This window comes from Novosphingobium barchaimii LL02, assembly GCF_001046635.1.
GTDB classification, from domain to species: domain Bacteria; phylum Pseudomonadota; class Alphaproteobacteria; order Sphingomonadales; family Sphingomonadaceae; genus Novosphingobium; species Novosphingobium barchaimii.
The window spans coordinates 129669-148675 of sequence record NZ_KQ130454.1; the positions used below are offsets into that span (position 1 = coordinate 129669).

Below are 19007 nucleotides of genomic sequence, written 5' to 3' on the forward strand. Positions count from 1 at the left end.
ATCATGCTTGAAGACTTAACCCAGAAGCTCTTGTTCGAGCTTCTTGGCCATCTCTTCGATGTTCTCGGGCGGCCAGCCCGGGATGTCCATGCCGAGGCGCAGACCCATCGAGGAGAGAACTTCCTTGATCTCATTGAGCGACTTGCGGCCGAAGTTCGGCGTGCGCAGCATCTCGGCTTCGGTCTTCTGAACCAGATCGCCGATGTAGATGATGTTGTCGTTCTTGAGGCAGTTGGCCGAACGGACCGACAGTTCCAGCTCGTCCACCTTCTTGAGAAGGTAGCGGTTGAGCTGATTGGTGTCGCTCTCTTCCGAAGCCGAAGTACCACCAGCGGCCATGCCGATCATCGGCGACTGGCCGACGGGAGCAATGTCCTCGAAGTGGACGAACAGCGCCAGCTGGTCCTGAAGGATGCGCGCAGCGTAAGCCACGGCGTCTTCCGGAGTCACGGTGCCGTCGGTTTCGACCGTGAGGTTCAGCTTGTCGAAATCGAGTTCCTGCCCAATGCGCGCATTGTCGACCTTGTAGCTGACCTGACGCACCGGCGAGTAGAGCGAGTCGACCGGGATAAGACCGATCGGCGCGTCGACAGGACGGTTCGACACGGCGGGGACATAGCCCTTACCGGTGTCGGCGGTCAGTTCCATGTTCAGCGTCGCGCCCTCATCGAGGTGGCAGATCACGAGGTCCTTGTTCATGACCTCGATGTCACCCGAAACGGCGATATCGCCAGCCTTCACCGCGGCCGGGCCGGTGGCGGAAAGCTGGAGACGCTTGGGGCCTTCGCCCTGCATCTTGAGTGCGATCTGCTTGACGTTGAGGACGATGTCCGTGACGTCTTCGCGCACGCCGGCGAGCGACGAGAATTCGTGAAGCACGTTCTCGATCTTGATCGAGGTGATCGCGGCGCCCTGCAGCGAGGAGAGCAGCACGCGGCGCAGCGCGTTGCCGAGCGTCAGGCCGAAACCGCGCTCGAGAGGTTCGGCAACAAACGTCGCCTTCAGCTTGGGGTCTGGTCCCGGCTTGATCTCAAGGCTGTTCGGCTTCTTGAGTTCCTGCCAGTTCTTGATGTTGACAGTCATGGACTTCCCCTGGGAGTGATGGCGGTTACGTCCCGAAATGCCTGGTGGAGAGGCCCGGGACGTTCCGAAGACGGGCGACGACCGGTCGTCGCCCGCATTAGCTCGATCAGACGCGGCGGCGCTTGGAGGGACGCACGCCGTTATGCGGAATCGGCGTGACGTCACGGATCGAGGTAATGGTGAAGCCCACGGCAGCCAGAGCGCGCAGCGCGCTCTCACGGCCCGAACCCGGGCCCTTGACTTCGACTTCGAGGGTGCGGACGCCGTGCTCGGCGGCCTTCTTGCCTGCGTCGTCCGCAGCCACCTGAGCGGCGTACGGGGTCGACTTGCGGCTACCCTTGAAGCCCATCGCGCCGGCCGAGGACCACGAAATCGCGTTGCCCTGGGCGTCGGTGATGGTCACCATGGTGTTGTTGAAGCTTGCGTTCACGTGGGCAATGCCGCTCGTGATGTTCTTGCGCTCGCGGCGCTTAATGCGCTGGGGTTCGCGTGCCATGTTCGTAGTTCCTGTCGATATATCGCGTGGGGAAACCGGGGGCCGGAGTGCGGCCCGCCCAGCTTACTTCTTCTTGCCGGCGATAGCCTTGGCCTTACCCTTGCGGGTGCGCGCATTGGTATGCGTGCGCTGGCCACGGACCGGCAGGCCCTTGCGGTGACGCAGGCCACGATAGCAGGCGAGATCCATGAGACGCTTGATGTTCATCGCGGTTTCGCGACGAAGATCACCTTCGACCGTGTGGTCGGCATCCAGGGTTTCGCGGATCTGCAGGACTTCGGCGTCCGACAGGTCCTGCACGCGGCGGGTATGGTCGATGCCGAGCTTGTCGGCGATCTGAACGGCCTTGGTGCGGCCGATACCATGGATGTAGGTGAGCGCGATGATAACGCGCTTGTTGGTGGGGAGATTGACCCCGGCAATACGTGCCACTTAAAAACTCCTGCTCCACAGGGATCGAAGGCGACCCCTATCTCAACGCTGTGAACACCCGAGCAGAAATGGCAAAAGCCCGGTTGGCAAAACGCGCTGGTTCTAGGAACGCTGCGCTCTTGGCCTTGCCGGACTTGCCGTATGCTGTCGAATGAAGGGGGCGCTTAGAACGATTCGCTCAGGCTGTCAACGCCCGGAGCGCCGAGGGACGGCGACCGCCCGCCGAATGGCAGTAGGCCTGTCGCGCTTGTGGGTAGTGTTTACCGTAAATCAGAGGGCCAGTCAAAGCGCGTGATGCGCAGCCGCCTTCAGCGACCGACGATCGTCCCATCACCGGACAGAGGCTCTTGCGCCAGCGGCACAACACCACCCGCCGCAGACCCGGGATCGGCCGGCGCAGATTCAACCATAGGCGCCGCCGGTTCGGTAGCAGCCTCCGGTTGTCCCGGCGGAAACGCCGCCGCGAAGGCGCCGCCCAGCTTCTCACCAAGACGGCGGACTTGCTGGCCCACCATCGCATCGACGCCCGGCGCGAGCTTTTCAAAGGGCGTACGCGTAAAGCCGCCCACGACGTACTCTAGCAACACTTGAGTGCCGCCCTTCGCACCCGGCTTGAGCTGGATAGTCAAAGTGGCATTTGCCGCATCTGCTTGCATGGGGCCAAGCGCGCCCAACAGGCGCAGAGCACGCGGCCGCTCTATGTAGATCACCCTCATATGCTCGACACTGCCGCGCGGCGACGCATTGGCCGATGAGGCGTTGGGCAGGATTTCGCAGAAGCAGCCCCCTGCCCGCGCATCGAGCGACAGGTTGGCCGCTTCACCCGACCAGGTGTGATCCGAATCCCACCAGACCGAAGGCTTGATGAGGACCGCCCAGGCCTCTTCAGCAGAAGCCGACACGTCGATGACATGGCGCACTACGAAGCCGGCTTGCGATACCTGCGCAACGCTGGCCGCCGCCGGCAACGGCACTGCCGCGGCGCCGAAACCCATGACTGGAGCAAGCGCGATTGCAAGACGCTTCATCGGATACCAGCCCCTTGCACTAGGTACCGGCCATTCCGCCAGCAACCGGGCGATTGCGCTTACCTGGCGAGGATCGCCTCGATCGCTGCGGTCACGTCGTCCATGTCAGCCATGCCGTCGACCTTGCTGACGATACCGCGCGCCTCGTAGACGGGCAGGATCGGCGCCGTCTTGGCCCGGTACTCGGCCATGCGTGTACGCACGGTCTCCGCATTGTCGTCGGGCCGGCGCTTGAACTCATGGCCTCCGCACTTGTCGCAGGTGCCTTCCACGTGGGGCTTCTCGAACGTGTCGTGGTAGCCCTTGCCGCAGGTTGCGCATGTGAAACGGCCGGTAATGCGCTCGACAAGCGCATCCTCGTTCACGTCCAACTCGATTACATGATCGAGTTTGCGATCGCGGGCTTCAAGGATCGAGTCGAGCGATTCGGCCTGAGCCTCGGTGCGCGGGTAGCCATCGAAGATGGCGCCCGCTTCCGGGCCCATCGCATCGAGTTCATCGCCGATAAGCGCGGAGACGATTGCGTCCGAAACCAGTTCGCCGCGCTCCATCACAGCCTTGGCTTCAAGCCCGGTTGGCGTGCCCGCCTTGACCGCAGCGCGAAGCATGTCACCGGTCGACAGCTGCCGCATGCCGTGCTTCTCGACCAGGCGCTGGGCCTGTGTGCCCTTGCCTGCCCCCGGCGGTCCGAGAAGAATGATATTCACGCCTTTACCCCCTCAAGTTCCATGCGGTCTTCGCCCGCTTTATTCAGCCGCCCCTGTGGCTGCCATCAGCGCAGGCGGCCCTTCAGCTTCGCCTTCTTGATAAGGTCGCCATACTGGTGTGCCAGCAAGTGCGACTGAATCTGCGTAATCGTATCCACGGTCACGTTGACCACGATCAACAGACTGGTGCCACCCATGAACAGGAGCGGCAAGCCCGTCATCGACAGAAAGTACTCAGGCACCGTGCAGACGATGGTGAGATAGATCGCACCGATCACCGTGATCCGGGTGAGCACGTAGTCGAGATAAGTCGCGGTGTTCTTGCCCGGACGGATACCGGGGATGAACCCGCCGTTCTTCTTGAGGTTGTCCGAGGTCTCTTCCGGATTGAAGACGACCGCCGTGTAAAAGAACGAGAAGAACACGATTCCGGCCGCGTATAGCAGCATGTAGAGCGGCTTGCCGTGACCCAGGTACTGGTTCAACGTGACGACGACCTTACCCATCGTCGAATCCGGGCTCAGCGTATTGCCGGCAAACTGGGTGATGGTCAGCGGCAGCAGCAGCAGTGAACTGGCGAAGATCGGCGGGATCACGCCTGCGGTGTTGAGCTTGAGCGGCAGGTGGCTGCGGTCAGCCTGCATCATGCCGCGCTGCGTCGCACGCTTGGGATACTGGATCAGCAAGCGGCGGGTTGCGCGCTCGCAGAAGCAGATCATCAGGATCATCGCGATCAGCAGCGCGATCAGCGCCACGATCAGGAAGGTGCCGGTGTCGCCTGCGCTGTAGGCCTGACCGACGTTGCTGGCGAAGGTCGGCATCTGAGCGACGATGCCCGCCATGATGATGAGCGAAACTCCGTTGCCGATACCGCGCGAGGTGATCTGCTCACCCAGCCACAGCAGGAACATCGTGCCGCCCACAAGGCTGATGACCGCGCCGATGCGGAACATGATGCCCGGATCAACGACTGCCTCAAGACCGCTCGACGCGCCGTACGCTTCGAGGCTTACGGCAAGGAAGTAACCCTGCAGCGCGCAGAGGCCGACGGTGCCGTAGCGTGTGTACTGGTTCAGCTTCTTGCGTCCGGCCTCGCCTTCCTTCTTCAGCGCGACGAGCGCTGGATGCAGCGAAGCGGCCAACTGAACCACGATCGAGGCGGTGATGTAAGGCATCACGCCAAGAGCGATGAGGCTCATGCGCGAAAGCGAGCCACCCGAGAAGGTGTTGAACAGGTCGAGGATTCCGCCCTGTGTCTTGCTATAGAGCGATTCGAGGATCAGCGGGTTCACGCCCGGCAGCGGAACGAAGCTCAGGAAGCGGAACACGATCAGCGCACCAATGGTGAACAGGATACGCTTCTTAAGCTCAGTGGCCTTGGAGAAGTTGGCCAGGCTCAGCGTACTGGCAATATTGTCGGCGCGGGAAGCCATGACGTTCTGAAAGCCTCGAATGTTCTAATTGGATTCGCCCTTAGCGGCTGTGGCCTGCCTTGTCGAACCCTGGAAGGAAACTGGCCATATAGACATTCGGAAGATGTCTGAAAGCCCTTGACGCGCAAAATGCACGGCGCGCCGGAATGGCGCTCCATAGCAAAAGAGGGCGAAGCGCTTGGCGCCCGCCCTCTTCCGTTAGCTTTGGTGCGTTAGCAACAGCCTCAGGCCGCAGCTTCTTCCTTGGCAGGAAGGATCACCGAACCGCCGAGCTTCTCAACAGCAGCAACGGCACCGGCCGAGGCGCCCGCGACGTTGAAGGTGACCTTCGACGTCAGTTCGCCCTTGGCGAGGAGGCGCACGCCATCCTTGCCGCCGCGTGCCATGCCGGCAGCCTTCAGCACAGCGTGGTCAACCACGCCGGCAATGTCGAGCTGACCAGCGTCGATCGCCTTCTGGATCAGGCCGAGGTTCACTTCTGCGTAGTCCTTGGCAAACTTCCGGTTCGAGAAGCCACGCTTAGGGATACGCATGTGGAGCGGCATCTGGCCGCCCTCGAAGCCGTTGACCGAAACGCCCGAACGCGCCTTCGCGCCCTTCTGGCCGCGGCCCGCGGTCTTGCCCTTGCCCGAGCCGATACCACGGCCGACGCGGATGCGGCGGTGACGGGCGCCGGCGTTGTCGCGGATGTCATTCAATTTCATGGTCTGCACTCGCTTTCGCTTTGGTCGCGCTTGATGGAAGTCGGGCCCGTTAGAGGAAACGGGCGCGCGTGTCACGTATTGATTTGAAGTCGGGGGGCTGCCTTACCGCAGCGCGGTCCGCGCCCTCAGCTTCCTCCGCCGAAGCCCACCAGTAGCTTCGCACTTTCCGGCACGCGGGTTCCAAAGGCATCGCGGGCCGGCGTCCAGCGCACGATCTCCACCGCAAGGCCGCACAATTCCTTGTCGAAGCCCGGCGATACCGAGGCCGGATCCATCTTGCATTCCGTCGTGTTACCCTGCTCGTCCACCTGGAAATTGAGGTCGTGGCGTGCAAAGTCCTGGCGCTTCAGAATACGCTGATAGCGTTCCTTGAGTTCGGTCAGCGCATGATTGAATTCCGAAAGACTTGCATCATCCCAGCGCGGCTTCTGGCGCAAACTGGCGAATTCATCCTCTGTGACCAACGGACGCATGAGCCGAATCATCGCATACCAACGCATGAGCCGGGCGACCTGCAATGGTGATTCGCGGTCGATGACCGACTGGCAGACCGCGCCTGTCGGGCTCGCCTTCGCCTGCAACAGTGCCTCAGCCGCAGGCCATCGGTGATAGGCAACCGCCCAGGCCAAGGGCGTCAGGCCGAACATGTCGGGCGCATTCACATCCTGCTTGTCGCGCTCGACCAGCACCCCGATGTCGTAGACCGACCCTCGCCTCGCGGCAGCCCCCAGACCGTAGGCCATGCGCGCGGCGCCCAGTTCGGCGAAGCCATACGGCTGTACGATGCCCATGTCAGGATTGTCGGAAATCGTTTGAGCGGGGCCGGCCTTGTCGAGGGCCCGGCAAACATCGGCATAAGGGTAGCGCGGATCGGCGAGCATCGTCGCGTTATAACGCCGGCCAAATCCCGTCACCGTGTCGTCCGGCATCTGCTTGTCGCTCCTGGCAGTATCGTCAGCCACGAACGCCAATGCACGCACCGACCAAGGTGACAGGCCGCCAATCACCCGGCATTGCACCCCATAAGGCTCCGTGGTTATCCCCTTGGCAGTAGTTGCCGCTGCAAGTCGGTAGTCGCCCGCATCCAGTGCGTCATTCGCTTCAGCGACGGCATTCGCGGTCCCGTTGCCCAGCGCTTTGCGAACTGCGGCGTCGCTTTTTCGCAGGCGTTCCAAAAAATCTGTGTTGGAACGCACATCATTGCACTTGGCCAGCGCAGTGCCTCCGGCGATGACGTCATCCCCCGCGTCCTGCTGCGAACAGGCGGTGGCACCCAAGGCGCCCAGCCACAGAAACGAGACTGCCAGAAGCCGCTTGCCGATCAAGACTTGTCCCCGAATGGCCAATACAAAAACGAACGTCCGCGCAGCCCTCCAAAGGGTCGTCGCGATGGAGCGGAGGCGAATAGCACAGCGGGCGATAGTGGGAAGAGTGTTGTCATACTGCCCCTGCCCGCGCCTCTCATGCAGAAAGGCCCCGGTGTTTCCACCGAGGCCCTGTCTGTATCATCATCCGAACCCGAAGGTTCAGTCGACGATCTTCACCATGTGCGGCAGCTTGGCGATGGCGCCAAGAACCTCGGGAGTGTCTTCACGCTCCACGACACGGTTCATCTTGCCCAGGCCAAGACCGATGAGGATCTTCTTCTGGCTTTCAGGGCGACGGATCGGCGAACCGATCTGCTTGATCTTGATCTTCGCCATGATGATTACTCCACGATGGCTTCAGCGGCGGCCTCGGCCTCCACTTCGGAAACACCGCCGGCGCGGCCCAGAAGGTCAGCGACCTTCTTGCCACGACGCTGAGCAACCGACTTCGGCGAAGTCTGGTTGGACAGCGCGTCGAAAGTGGCGCGGATCATGTTGTACGGGTTCGAGGTGCCCACCGACTTGGTGACGACGTCATGGACGCCCAGGCTCTCGAACACGGCGCGCATCGGACCACCGGCGATGATACCCGTACCGGCAGGAGCCGAACGGACGTTCACGTTGCCGGCGCCGAAGTGGCCCTTGCCGTCGTGATGGAGGGTACGGCCCTCCTTCAGAGCGACGCGGATCATCTTCTTCTTTGCAGAAGCAGTCGCCTTGGTGATCGCCTCGGGGACTTCACGAGCCTTCGAGTGGCCAAAGCCAACCCGACCCTTGCCGTCACCGACCACAACCAGTGCCGCGAAGCCGAAGCGCTTACCGCCCTTGACCGTCTTCGACACGCGGTTGATGTGGACCAGCTTCTCGATCAGTTCTTCGCCCTGATCTTCATCACTGCGGCCACGGCCGTTGCGATCGTCACGACGACCGCCACGGTTGTTGCCACCACGATCGTTACCGCCGCGGTCGTTGCCGCCACGGCCACGACCGCCACGACCACGTCCACCCTCACGGGCTTCCTGCGGTGCAGCGCCCTGGGGCGCTTCAGCCGAAACCGGCTGTTCGTTGTTGTTTTCGTCTGCCATGTTCAGAACTCCAGCCCGCCTTCGCGGGCGGCATCGGCCAGCGCCTTGACGCGGCCGTGGTACAGGAAGCCACCGCGGTCGAACACGACCGAGGTAATGCCAGCCTTGACGGCCGCCTCGGCGAGTTCCTTGCCAATGCGGACAGCAGCGTCGATGTCAGTGCCCTTGGCGCCGAGCGTATTAGCTGCGGCGACAGTGTGACCCTGCGCATCGTCGATGATCTGCGCGTAGATGTGGCGGCCGGTGCGATGCACCGACAGACGGGGACGACCACCCGAACGCGCCTTGAGCGCGGTACGGACGCGGCGCGCACGGCGCGCGAAGAGAGACAGCTTTGCCATTACTTCTTCTTCCCTTCCTTGCGGAAGACGAACTCGCCGCGGTAACGGATGCCCTTGCCCTTGTAAGGCTCGGGCTTGCGCCAGCGACGAATCTCGGCCGCAAGCTGGCCGACCTTCTGCTTGTCGATACCAGAGATCTCGACCGTGGTGTTGTCCGGGGTCTTGACCTCGATGCCTTCCGGCACGTCGATGTCGACATCGTGCGAGTAGCCCAGCTGCAGCTTCAGGGTCTTGCCCTGCGAAGCGGCACGGTAGCCGACGCCCTTGATCTCGAGGACCTTGGTGAAGCCGTTGACAACGCCTTCGATCAGGTTCGAAACCAGGGTGCGCTGAAGGCCCCAGTGGCTGCGCGACGACTTCGAGTTGCCGATGGGCGTAACCGCGATGGTTTCGCCCTCGACCGAAGTCTCGACGAGGTTCGACAGGCCCATGTTCAGGGTACCCTTGGGCCCCTTCACCGAGAGGACGCCGTTGTCGATCTGGGCGGTTACACCACCCGGGATCGCAACCGGCTTTTTACCGATGCGGCTCATCAGAAGACCTCCGCAAGCACTTCGCCGCCGACGTTCGCGGTGCGAGCTTCGGCATCCGAAAGCACGCCGCGCGGCGTCGAGACGATGGTGATGCCAAGACCGTTGCGTACGATCGGAAGTTCCTTGGAACCCGAATAGACGCGGCGGCCAGGCTTGGAGACACGGGCAATGTGCTTGATGGCGGGTTCGCCTTCAAAGTACTTCAGCTCGATACGCAGCTGCGGGTGAGCGCCGGTCGCATCGTCGGAGAAGCCACGGATGTAGCCCTCGCGCTGAAGCACTTCCAGGACGCGCGCACGAAGCTTCGAAGCGGGCGAAAGGACGGTGTCCTTCTTCGCCTGCTGCCCGTTGCGGATGCGGGTGAGCATGTCACCCAGGGGATCGGTCAATGCCATTTTCTAACCCTTACCAGCTCGACTTCGTCACACCGGGGATCATGCCCTTGTTGGCAAGATCACGCAGCTCGATGCGGCAAAGGCCGAACTTGCGGTAGTAACCGCGCGGACGGCCGGTCGTTGCGCAACGGTTGCGAACCCGGGTGGGGTTTGCGTTACGCGGGATCTCGGCCAGCTTCAGGCGGGCGATCAGGCGCTCGGTTTCTTCGAGCGACTGGTCGTCGGCAACCGCCTTGAGGGCAGCATACTTGCCTGCATACTTCTTAACGAGCTTCTTGCGACGCTCATTCTTGTTCACGGAACTCAGTTTCGCCATGGACTTAAGCTCTCTTCTTCAGCGGCTCACGCCGCCTCCTTCTGTTCCGACTCTTCAGCCGGGAACGGGAAACCGAACAGACGCAGCAGCTCGCGCGCCTCGTCGTCGGTCTTCGCGGTGGTGGTGACGATGATGTCCATCCCACGCACCTTGTCGATCCGGTCGTAGCTGATCTCCGGGAAGATGATCTGCTCCTTCAGGCCCATGGCATAGTTGCCACGGCCGTCGAACGACTTCGGATTCAGACCACGAAAATCTCGGATGCGCGGCATCGCCACGGTCACCAGACGATCGAGGAATTCATACATACGCTCACGGCGCAGCGTCACCTTGCAGCCGATCGGCATGCCTTCGCGCAGCTTGAACTGTGCGATCGACTTACGGGCCTTGGTGATGACGGGCTTCTGGCCGGCGATGAGTTCCATCTCGGCGGCAGCAGTCTGGACCTTCTTCTTGTCCTGGCTGGCCTCACCGACGCCCATGTTGAGCGTGATCTTTTCGATCTTCGGGATTTCCATCACGTTCTTGTAACCGAACTTCTCGGTCATCGCCTTCGCGATTTCGGCGTCGAACTTGGTCCGCAGGCGCGGAATGTACTGCTCAGCCATCGATCGTCTCCCCGGACTTCACGGCCACGCGGACCTTCTTGCCGTCCTTGGTTTCAAAACGAACGCGGGTCGGCTTGCCGTCCTTGTCCGCAACGGCGACCTTGCAGATGTGCATCGGCGCAGGGATGCGATCGATGCCACCCTGAGGGTTCGCCTGGGTGGGCTTGCGGTGACGAGTGGCGACGTTGACGCCCTCGACAACGACCTTGCCGTCCTTGGGCTGAACCTGGAGCACCGTACCGGTACGACCCTTGTCCTTGCCCGAGAGAACGACGACCGAGTCGCCCTTCTTGATCTTAGCGGCAGCCATTACAGCACCTCCGGCGCGAGCGAGATGATCTTCATGAAGCCACGGCCACGAAGTTCGCGGACCACGGGGCCGAAGATACGAGTGCCGATCGGCTCCTCGTTCTTGTTGATCAGCACGGCAGCATTGCTGTCGAAGCGGATCACGCTTCCGTCGCCACGGCGCACATCCTTGCGGGTGCGCACGATGACGGCGCGGTGAACGTCGCCCTTCTTGACGCGAGCACGCGGCTGCGCCTCCTTGATCGACACCACGATGATGTCGCCGACGCCCGCGAAACGACGCTTGGAGCCACCCAGTACCTTGATGCACTGGACGCGCTTTGCGCCGCTGTTGTCCGCGACGTCGAGATTGGATTGCATCTGGATCATCGATCCGGGTCCTTCTCAACTGGCTTGCCGGAACCAGTCCGGCAGTTCCTAAAAATACAGGCCCCCGAAGAGGCCCGAGTCGCCCGCAACGGGCGAAGGCGGCCCTTTGCCGCATTCACCCGCTCAGGTCAACTCTCGTCAGGCAAGGCCAAAGCCGGAGCCGCTAAGCTCCGGCTTCGTGTCTCAGCCGAGGATCAAACCTCTGCTTCGAGTGCCGTACCCTTGCTCGCCTGAAGACGGTCAAGAACTTTCCAGGTCTTGGTCTTCGAGTAGGGCGACGTCTCCTCGATCCGGACTTTCTCGCCGGTCTTGAAGGCGTTGTCCTCGTCGTGGGCGTGGTACTTCTTCGAGCGGCGGATGATCTTCCCGTAAAGGGGGTGCTTCACCTTGCGCTCGACGAGCACGGTCACGGTCTTGTCCGTCTTGTCGGAGACGACGGTCCCGCTAAGAATACGCTTGGGCATCGTTGCTTCTCCTTACGCCTTCGCCGAACCAGAACGCTCGGCCTGGAGCGTCTTGATGCGGGCGATGTCGCGACGGACTTCCTTGATGCGTGCCGGACGCTCGAGCTGGCTCGTGGCGGCCTGGAAACGCAGGTTGAACTGCTCGCGCTTGAGGTCGACGAGGTCAGCGGTCAGCTGGTCGTCGCTCTTGGCGCGAAAGTCTTCGGTCTTGGCGGCCATCATTCGCCTCCCAGGTGGGTCGTGTCGCCGAGACGGGCAACGACCTTGGTCTTGATCGGCAGCTTCATCGCAGCACGTTCGAACGCTTCTGCAGCGAGCGGGCCGGCAACGCCGTCCAGTTCGAACAGAATGCGACCCGGCTTGACGCGGGCTGCCCAGTATTCGACCGCACCCTTGCCCTTACCCTGACGGACTTCGGCAGGCTTCTTGGAAACCGGCACATCCGGAAAGATGCGGATCCAGAGGCGACCCTGGCGCTTGATGTGACGCGTGATCGCGCGGCGAGCCGCTTCGATCTGGCGGGCGGTGATCCGCTCGGGCTCCATGGCCTTGAGGCCGTAGGAACCGAAGTTCAGGTCGGTGCCACCCTTGGCGTCGCCCTTGATCCGGCCCTTGAAGGCCTTGCGGAACTTGTGCTTTTTTGGTTGCAGCATGGTGCTAACTCTATCCTAGGATCAGCGGGCCGGACGGACGCCGGAAGTCTGAGCTTCCATCATCAGTCGGTCCTGCGCCATCGGGTCGTGACCAAGGATTTCGCCCTTGAAGACCCACACCTTGATGCCGATGATGCCGTAGGCGGTCAGCGCCTCGACGTCAGCATAATCGATGTTCGCACGCAGGGTGTGAAGCGGCACGCGGCCTTCGCGGTACTGCTCGACGCGGGCGATTTCGGCACCGCCAAGACGGCCGCCGCACATGATCTTGATGCCTTCGGCACCCAGACGCATGGCAGACTGCATCGCGCGCTTCATCGCCCGGCGGAACGCCACGCGGCGGATCAGCTGGTCGGCGATACCCTGAGCAACGAGCCTTGCATCGACTTCCGGCTTGCGGATTTCGACGATGTTCAGCTTCACTTCGCTCTTGGTCATCGAAGCAAGCTGCTTGCGCAGCTTTTCGATGTCAGCACCCTTCTTGCCGATGATGACACCGGGACGAGCCGCGAAGATCGAGATGCGGCACAGCTTGGCCGGACGCTCGATCACCACCTTGGAGATAGCTGCCTGGGGCAGCGTCGCCATGATGGACTTGCGGATCTTGATGTCTTCTTCAAGAAGCTGGCGGTAGTCCTGGCCTTCCGCATACCAGCGGCTGTCCCAGGTGCGGTTGATCTGCAGACGCAGACCGATCGGATTGCTCTTATGACCCATGGATCAGGCCTCCTCGACTTCGCGAACGACGATCCGGAGCCGTGAGAACGGCTTGAGGATGCGGGTGGACTTGCCGCGACCACGAGCGTGGAAACGCTTCATGGTGATCGACTTGCCGACCGACGCCTCGGCGACGACGAGAGCGTCGACGTCGAGGTTGTGGTTGTTTTCCGCATTGGCGATCGCAGAGGCCAGGACCTTGCGAGCGTCAACAGCCATCGCCTTCGTGGAGAAGGAGAGGATGTTCATCGCGTCTTCGACGCGCTGGCCACGGATAAGGGCAGCAACCAGGTTGAGCTTCTGGGCCGAACCACGAATGTTCGTGTTGACCGCAAGAGCTTCCTTGTCACCGACGCGGCGGGGTGCAGCTTGCTTGCTCACTTGCGCTTGCCCTTCTTGTCGGCGGCGTGGCCCGGGAACGTGCGGGTGGGAGCGAACTCACCCAGCTTGTGACCGACCATGTCCTCGTTGACCGAGACCGGGATGAACTTGTGCCCGTTGTAGACCGTGAAGGTCAGACCAACGAACTGCGGGAGAATGGTGGAGCGGCGCGACCAGGTCTTGATCGGGCCACCACGGCTGCCGGCATCCTGCGCGACTTCAGCCTTCTTGAGAAGGTAGAGGTCAACGAAGGGGCCTTTCCAGACGGAACGTGCCATCGTGACTTACCTCTTCTTCTTGGCGTGACGCGAACGGATGATAAGCTTATCCGTCTGCTTGTTGTTGCGAGTGCGAGCACCCTTGGTCGGCTTGCCCCAGGGCGTAACCGGGTGACGACCACCCGAAGTACGACCTTCACCACCACCGTGCGGGTGATCGACCGGGTTCTTTGCCACACCACGCGTAAGCGGACGACGGCCCATCCAGCGCTTGCGACCGGCCTTTGCGAGGGTCTGGTTGCCGTTGTCGGGGTTCGACACGGCGCCCACGGTGCCCATGCAATCGCCGCGCAGGTAGCGCTGCTCGCCGGAGTTGAGGCGCACGATCACCATGCCGCGGTCACGACCGACGACCTGAACGTACGTGCCTGCCGAACGGGCGATCTGGCCACCCTTGCCCGGCTTCATCTCGACGTTGTGGCAGATCGTGCCAACCGGCATCTGCGACAGGAGCATGGCGTTGCCAGGCTTCACGTCGGTCTTCTCGCCGGCGACGACAACGTCACCGACCGCAAGACGCTGCGGCGCGATGATATAGGTCTGCTCGCCGTCGGTGTACTTCACCAGAGCGATGAAGGCCGTGCGGTTGGGATCGTACTCGATACGCTCCACGGTCGCTTCCATATCGAACTTACGACGCTTGAAGTCGATGAAGCGATACTTCTGCTTGTGACCGCCGGCGATACCGCGCGAGGTCACGTGACCCTTGTTGTTGCGGCCGCCGGTCTTGCTCTTGCCTTCGGTCAGCGCCTTGAGGGGCTTGCCCTTCCAGAGCGACGACTTGTCGACGAGGACCAGGCCACGGCGTGCCGGGCTGGTCGGGTTATATTTCTTCAGTGCCATCTGATCAGCCCCGCACGCCTTCGGTGACGTCAATCGACTGGCCTTCGGCCAGCGTGACAATCGCCTTCTTCACGTCGCTGCGGCGGTATTCCCTACCGCGCCAGCGCTTGGTCTTGCCCTTGACGACCAGGGTGTTGACGCCAGTTACCTTGACATCGAACAGCGCCTCGACGGCAGCCTTGATCTGGGGCTTGGTCGCTGCATCAGCCACCTTGAAGACAACCGCGTTATGCTCGGAGAGCAGGGTCGACTTCTCAGTGATGTGCGGCGAGAGGATCACGTCAAAATGACGGATGTCCACGTTGCTCTTAGCCATTGAAACGGGCCTCCAGCTTTTCGACAGCGGCGCGGGTCAGCACCAGCGTGTCGTGCTTCAGGATGTCGTAGACATTGGCGCCGACAGCAGGAAGCACGTTGACACCGATGATGTTGCGGGCGGCGAGAGCGAAGCCCTCGTTGACCTGCTCACCGTCCATGACGAGGATCTTCTTGCCGAAGTTCGCCTTGGCGAGATCACCGACGAGAACCTTGGTCTTGCCATCGGCAACGTCGAGCGAGTCGACGATGACAAGGCCGTTCAGGGCCTTGGCCGACAGTGCCATCTTCAGGCCGAGCGCACGGATCTTCTTGTTAAGCGACGGGTTGAAATCGCGGCGACGTGCGCCGTGAGCCTTACCACCACCGATGAAGACGGGAGCTGCACGATCGCCGTGACGAGCGGTACCACCACCCTTCTGGCGGCCGAACTTCTTGCCGGTACGCGCAACATCCGAACGCTCGCGAGTGGCGCGGGCGGTGCCGCGACGGTTCTCGAGCTGCCAGGTGACCACGCGGTGCAGGATGTCCGCGCGCGGCTCGAGGCCGAACACGTCGTCCGAAAGCTCGATGTCGGCGTTAGCGGCCGAGCCATCGATATTGAGGACTTGAACCTTCATGATTAGCCCTCCTGGCCTTCGGTCGCTTCGGGAGCCGCCACGTCAGCGGGGGTCTCGGCAGCGGCCGTGTCGTTGATGTTGGAAGCCTGAAGCAGGCCGGCGGGGTACGGAGCCTCAGCGTGACGGTCGACCTTGACGGCGTCCGAAACGGTGAGCCAGCCATTCTTCGAACCAGGGACCGAGCCCTTGACGAAGATCAGACCACGCTCGTCATCCACGCGGACGACTTCGAGGTTCTGCTGCGTACGCTGACGGTCACCCATGTGGCCGGCCATCTTCTTGTTCTTGAAGACCTTGCCCGGATCCTGGCGCTGACCGGTCGAACCGTGTGCACGGTGCGAGATCGAAACGCCGTGGGTTGCGCGCATACCGCCGAAGCCCCAGCGCTTCATAGCGCCCTGGAAGCCCTTACCCTGCGTGTGACCGCCTACGTCGACCAGCTGGCCAGGCACGAAGTGCGAAGCTGCGATCGTCGAGCCAACCTCGAGGAGGGCGTCGTCGGCGACGCGGAATTCCGCGACGCGCATCTTGAGGGAAACTTCAGCCTTGGCGAAATGCTCGCGCTGCGGCTTGGCGACGTTCTTCTGCTTGGCTTCACCAGCACCGAGCTGAACCGCGACGTAACCGTCACGATCAGAGGTGCGGACCGAAACCACCTGGCAGCCTTCCAGGGCCAGGACGGTGACGGGCACATGGCGGCCATCCTCCTGGAACAGGCGGGTCATCCCGACTTTCTTGGCGATCACGCCGGTACGCATGACCTTCTCCTTACAGAGGCGTGCGCAGGACCATCCCCCGCACGCGTGTCCAACCCTATTTGTGATACGAACCCCGTCCGGGTCAGGTGTTCCCTGCTGACCCGGAAATGGGCAGCGGAAACGAGACGGGGGACGCATTCCCGACGCTTCCCGAAGGCGGCGCCAGAGGTATCCCTTGTGTCCCCTTCGGTTTCCCTCCGGGGCGCTGTCTATGCGGGTTTCTCCCCGCAGAGCCGGCCACTAGGGCCGACAAGGTATTCAGGATCCGAAGATCCGAAATTCGCCTCGATCGTTTAAAGTCCGATCGGAAAGGACTTATCGGGGCGACCCTTGAGGATCACCCCGTAAGCTGGCTTTAGGCCAGCTTGATTTCGACGTTCACGCCGGCCGCAAGGTCCAGCTTCATCAGCGCGTCGACAGTGGCAGCGTTCGGCTGCACGATGTCGAGGAGGCGCTTGTAGGTACGGACCTCGAACTGCTCGCGCGACTTCTTGTCGACGTGCGGGCCGCGGTTCACGGTGAACTTCTCGATATGGGTCGGAAGCGGAATGGGGCCCCGGATCAGCGCGCCGGTACGACGAGCCGTGTCAGCGATTTCGCCAGTTGCCTGGTCGAGCACGCGGTGGTCAAACGCCTTGAGGCGAATGCGAATGTTCTGAGCGTCCATTACCTACTACCGATGAGAAAGAGCCAAAGGGCCGAAGCCCCAATAAATTCGAGACGCGCCCCTACATGGTCGGACCGAGTCGATCAAGCCCTGATTTCTCGGGCCTCGAAAGGATTTCGGCAGCCGGCCGCGCGGTTCGTCGCATCCCCTCTTCCCTGCGCCGGATACCGCGCCTAGGCTCTTCCGGCGACGCCTAACAGAAGCCGCTGCCAATGTCCTCAACCACCACGACAATTTCCAGCGCGCTTGCCGCGCTCCTGCTTGTGTGCCTTGCGTCCGGCGCCTCTTCAGCCGCCGACGCTTCCTACGGCCCCGTCGGCAAGAACGACCCCGTCGACCTTTCCAACACCGACGTTCTCACCGGCCACGCCACTCTGCCCGACCCCACAGGCGGCCCAGTGGACGATGCCTGCCTCGCCGCGGCCCGCGCCAGCAATGGCGGCAATGACGGAACGATCGTCGTATGCTCGCACGGCGGTGACGGCGCCAGCGAACGGGTACCAGCGTCCAGGTCCGTCGACGAAAGCACCAATACCGGCGACCTGCACCCGCCTGACGTTTCGGGGCTGCCCGGCTGCCTTGGTCCGTGCATCACCATACCGTTCGGCCGTGTGCCGCCGCCGGTCTACTATATCGACCTCAGCACCATCCCCGAAGCCCCCAAGGGCTCGGATGCTTGGAAGATCGGGCAAGGAGAGATACGCGCACCCTAGCTTGCCCCGGACGCCGGGATGCGGTCAGTCGCCCTGGCTGCCAAAAACGCGAAATGCCCGGCCTTGCTTGCGCAAGGCCGGGCCAATCACTGTAGCCGTAGCTTCAGATCAGCGAATTACTTCGTGATCTTCGAAACGACGCCCGAACCAACGGTACGGCCGCCTTCGCGGATTGCGAAGCGCAGGCCATCGTCCATGGCGATCGGCGCGATGAGCTTGACGCTGATCGTGACGTTGTCGCCCGGCATGACCATCTCGGTGCCCTCGGGGAGGATCACTTCGCCGGTCACGTCGGTGGTGCGGAAGTAGAACTGCGGACGGTAGTTGGCGAAGAACGGCGTGTGACGGCCGCCTTCATCCTTCGACAGAACGTAGACTTCAGCCGAGAACTCGGTGTGCGGGGTCACGGTGCCCGGCTTGGCCAGAACCTGGCCGCGCTCAACGTCTTCACGCTTCAGGCCGCGAACCAGCGCGCCGATGTTGTCGCCTGCACGACCTTCATCGAGCAGCTTGCGGAACATTTCAACGCCGGTGACGACGGTCTTCTGGGTGTTGCGGATGCCGACAACTTCGACTTCCTCACCAACCTTGACGATGCCGGTCTCGACGCGGCCGGTAACAACCGTACCACGACCCGAGATCGAGAACACGTCTTCGACGGGCATCAGGAACGCCTTGTCGGTGGGACGCGGCGGCTGCGGGATGTAGCTGTCGACAGCAGCCATCAGCTCAAGGATCTTTTCCTTGCCGATGTTGTCGTCGCGGCCTTCGAGAGCAGCGAGAGCCGAACCCATGATGATGGGAATGTTGTCGCCGTCGAAGTCATACGACGAGAGCAGTTCGCGAACTTCGAGTTCGACGAGCTCGAGCAGCTCGGCGTCGTCGACCTGGTCGACCTTGTTCATGAACACGACGAGCTGCGGCACGCCAACCTGGCGAGCAAGCAGGATGTGCTCGCGGGTCTGCGGCATCGGGCCGTCAGCAGCGTTCACGACCAGGATAGCGCCGTCCATCTGGGCAGCACCGGTGATCATGTTCTTGACGTAGTCAGCGTGACCCGGGCAGTCGACGTGTGCGTAGTGACGCTCGGCGGTCTCGTACTCGACGTGTGCGGTCGAGATCGTGATGCCGCGCTCGCGCTCTTCGGGAGCCTTGTCGATGTTCGCGAAGTCAACGGCGGTGCCGCCGAAAGCTTCAGCCATCACCTTGGTGATTGCTGCGGTCAGCGTGGTCTTGCCATGGTCGACGTGACCGATGGTGCCGATGTTGCAGTGCGGCTTGTTCCGCTCAAATTTAGCCTTGGCCATGTTTCAAACCTTCTTTCGTCTTGATTTCGAATCTGCGGGTAATCGGAGCGGAGCCCGCGGACGCAGGCGCCGCCCCTAGAACCAT

The 19007-nt window shown here is 62.2% G+C and carries 30 protein-coding genes; 1 reads left to right on the forward strand and 29 read right to left on the reverse strand.

All coding sequences use genetic code 11. The features are described from left to right. Positions 1–15: 15 nt before the first annotated feature. From V474_RS11080 to rpsJ, 28 genes are all read right to left on the reverse strand, one after another. Entirely contained in the window at positions 16–1083 is a 1068-nt protein-coding gene (locus tag V474_RS11080; protein WP_043971063.1) for a DNA-directed RNA polymerase subunit alpha, read from the reverse strand. 106 nt (positions 1084–1189) lie between these two features. Next, a complete protein-coding gene (rpsK, locus tag V474_RS11085) occupies positions 1190–1579 on the reverse strand; it encodes a 30S ribosomal protein S11 (RefSeq protein WP_043971065.1) in 390 nt (129 codons plus the stop codon). A gap of 63 nt (positions 1580–1642) precedes the next feature. Further along, positions 1643–2011 carry a 30S ribosomal protein S13 gene (gene rpsM, locus V474_RS11090; RefSeq protein ID WP_043971067.1) on the reverse strand — a complete coding sequence of 123 codons (369 nt, stop codon included), beginning with the start codon at positions 2009–2011 and terminating at the stop codon, positions 1643–1645. Positions 2012–2319: 308 nt separating this feature from the next. Continuing rightward, positions 2320–3039, reverse strand: a complete 720-nt coding sequence (locus tag V474_RS11095; protein ID WP_059151594.1) for an SRPBCC family protein — start codon at positions 3037–3039, stop codon at positions 2320–2322. A gap of 59 nt (positions 3040–3098) precedes the next feature. Next, positions 3099–3746, reverse strand: a complete 648-nt coding sequence (locus V474_RS11100; protein ID WP_059151595.1) for an adenylate kinase — start codon at positions 3744–3746, stop codon at positions 3099–3101. 65 nt (positions 3747–3811) lie between these two features. Beyond that, complete coding sequence (secY, locus tag V474_RS11105; protein WP_059151596.1) at positions 3812–5179, reverse strand: preprotein translocase subunit SecY; 1368 nt, start codon at positions 5177–5179, stop codon at positions 3812–3814. Positions 5180–5403: 224 nt separating this feature from the next. Next, on the reverse strand, positions 5404–5883 hold the full coding sequence (gene rplO, locus V474_RS11110) for a 50S ribosomal protein L15 (RefSeq protein WP_059151597.1): 480 nt from the start codon (positions 5881–5883) through the stop codon (positions 5404–5406). Between the two features lie 125 nt (positions 5884–6008). Next, entirely contained in the window at positions 6009–7208 is a 1200-nt protein-coding gene (locus V474_RS11115; protein ID WP_059151598.1) for an ankyrin repeat domain-containing protein, read from the reverse strand. A gap of 201 nt (positions 7209–7409) precedes the next feature. Next, positions 7410–7586, reverse strand: coding sequence for a 50S ribosomal protein L30 (rpmD, locus tag V474_RS11120; protein WP_043971080.1), 177 nt, complete (start codon positions 7584–7586; stop codon positions 7410–7412). Positions 7587–7591: 5 nt separating this feature from the next. Continuing rightward, complete coding sequence (gene rpsE / locus V474_RS11125) at positions 7592–8335, reverse strand: 30S ribosomal protein S5 (RefSeq protein ID WP_082699748.1); 744 nt, start codon at positions 8333–8335, stop codon at positions 7592–7594. Between the two features lie 2 nt (positions 8336–8337). Further along, the gene (gene rplR, locus V474_RS11130) at positions 8338–8676 is read right to left on the reverse strand and encodes a 50S ribosomal protein L18 (protein ID WP_043971083.1); all 339 of its coding nucleotides are present in this window, start codon (positions 8674–8676) and stop codon (positions 8338–8340) included. Next, positions 8676–9209 (reverse strand): 50S ribosomal protein L6, encoded by a 534-nt coding sequence (rplF, locus tag V474_RS11135; RefSeq protein WP_059151599.1) that lies wholly within the window; start codon positions 9207–9209, stop codon positions 8676–8678. The genes rplR and rplF overlap by 1 nt, the downstream gene beginning before the upstream one ends. Then, complete coding sequence (gene rpsH, locus V474_RS11140) at positions 9209–9604, reverse strand: 30S ribosomal protein S8 (protein WP_007682156.1); 396 nt, start codon at positions 9602–9604, stop codon at positions 9209–9211. The genes rplF and rpsH overlap by 1 nt, the downstream gene beginning before the upstream one ends. A gap of 10 nt (positions 9605–9614) precedes the next feature. Then, positions 9615–9920, reverse strand: a complete 306-nt coding sequence (rpsN, locus tag V474_RS11145) for a 30S ribosomal protein S14 (protein WP_043971087.1) — start codon at positions 9918–9920, stop codon at positions 9615–9617. Positions 9921–9946: 26 nt separating this feature from the next. Continuing rightward, complete coding sequence (gene rplE, locus V474_RS11150; protein WP_043971089.1) at positions 9947–10528, reverse strand: 50S ribosomal protein L5; 582 nt, start codon at positions 10526–10528, stop codon at positions 9947–9949. Beyond that, on the reverse strand, positions 10521–10838 hold the full coding sequence (gene rplX, locus V474_RS11155) for a 50S ribosomal protein L24 (protein WP_043971090.1): 318 nt from the start codon (positions 10836–10838) through the stop codon (positions 10521–10523). The genes rplE and rplX overlap by 8 nt, the downstream gene beginning before the upstream one ends. After that, complete coding sequence (rplN, locus tag V474_RS11160; RefSeq protein WP_043971092.1) at positions 10838–11206, reverse strand: 50S ribosomal protein L14; 369 nt, start codon at positions 11204–11206, stop codon at positions 10838–10840. The genes rplX and rplN overlap by 1 nt, the downstream gene beginning before the upstream one ends. Before the next feature lie 194 nt (positions 11207–11400). Next, positions 11401–11670, reverse strand: a complete 270-nt coding sequence (gene rpsQ / locus V474_RS11165; protein WP_043971094.1) for a 30S ribosomal protein S17 — start codon at positions 11668–11670, stop codon at positions 11401–11403. Positions 11671–11682: 12 nt separating this feature from the next. Beyond that, complete coding sequence (rpmC, locus tag V474_RS11170; protein WP_043971096.1) at positions 11683–11889, reverse strand: 50S ribosomal protein L29; 207 nt, start codon at positions 11887–11889, stop codon at positions 11683–11685. Further along, positions 11889–12323 (reverse strand): 50S ribosomal protein L16, encoded by a 435-nt coding sequence (rplP, locus tag V474_RS11175; RefSeq protein WP_043971098.1) that lies wholly within the window; start codon positions 12321–12323, stop codon positions 11889–11891. Before rplP ends, rpmC begins: the two co-directional genes overlap by 1 nt. 21 nt (positions 12324–12344) lie before the next feature. Next, complete coding sequence (gene rpsC / locus V474_RS11180; RefSeq protein ID WP_043971101.1) at positions 12345–13040, reverse strand: 30S ribosomal protein S3; 696 nt, start codon at positions 13038–13040, stop codon at positions 12345–12347. A 3-nt stretch (positions 13041–13043) separates the two neighbouring features. Then, entirely contained in the window at positions 13044–13421 is a 378-nt protein-coding gene (gene rplV / locus V474_RS11185) for a 50S ribosomal protein L22 (protein WP_043971103.1), read from the reverse strand. Continuing rightward, positions 13418–13699: a 30S ribosomal protein S19 gene (rpsS, locus tag V474_RS11190; protein WP_043971105.1), complete on the reverse strand. Its 282-nt coding sequence runs from the start codon at positions 13697–13699 to the stop codon at positions 13418–13420. The genes rplV and rpsS overlap by 4 nt, the downstream gene beginning before the upstream one ends. Before the next feature lie 6 nt (positions 13700–13705). Next, positions 13706–14542 carry a 50S ribosomal protein L2 gene (rplB, locus tag V474_RS11195; protein WP_043971106.1) on the reverse strand — a complete coding sequence of 279 codons (837 nt, stop codon included), beginning with the start codon at positions 14540–14542 and terminating at the stop codon, positions 13706–13708. A gap of 4 nt (positions 14543–14546) precedes the next feature. Continuing rightward, positions 14547–14858 (reverse strand): 50S ribosomal protein L23, encoded by a 312-nt coding sequence (locus V474_RS11200; protein ID WP_043971108.1) that lies wholly within the window; start codon positions 14856–14858, stop codon positions 14547–14549. After that, positions 14851–15477, reverse strand: coding sequence for a 50S ribosomal protein L4 (gene rplD / locus V474_RS11205; RefSeq protein WP_043971110.1), 627 nt, complete (start codon positions 15475–15477; stop codon positions 14851–14853). Before rplD ends, V474_RS11200 begins: the two co-directional genes overlap by 8 nt. 2 nt (positions 15478–15479) lie before the next feature. Then, positions 15480–16235 carry a 50S ribosomal protein L3 gene (gene rplC / locus V474_RS11210; RefSeq protein ID WP_043971112.1) on the reverse strand — a complete coding sequence of 252 codons (756 nt, stop codon included), beginning with the start codon at positions 16233–16235 and terminating at the stop codon, positions 15480–15482. A 355-nt stretch (positions 16236–16590) separates the two neighbouring features. After that, positions 16591–16902, reverse strand: a complete 312-nt coding sequence (rpsJ, locus tag V474_RS11215; protein WP_043971113.1) for a 30S ribosomal protein S10 — start codon at positions 16900–16902, stop codon at positions 16591–16593. Positions 16903–17114: 212 nt separating this feature from the next. Here rpsJ and V474_RS11220 point away from each other — a divergent pair, with 212 nt between their 5' ends. Further along, a complete protein-coding gene (locus tag V474_RS11220) occupies positions 17115–17615 on the forward strand; it encodes a hypothetical protein (protein WP_059151600.1) in 501 nt (166 codons plus the stop codon). A 116-nt stretch (positions 17616–17731) separates the two neighbouring features. Here V474_RS11220 and tuf read toward each other — a convergent pair whose 3' ends face one another. Next, on the reverse strand, positions 17732–18922 hold the full coding sequence (gene tuf, locus V474_RS11225; protein ID WP_043971114.1) for an elongation factor Tu: 1191 nt from the start codon (positions 18920–18922) through the stop codon (positions 17732–17734). Positions 18923–19007 lie beyond the last annotated feature (85 nt).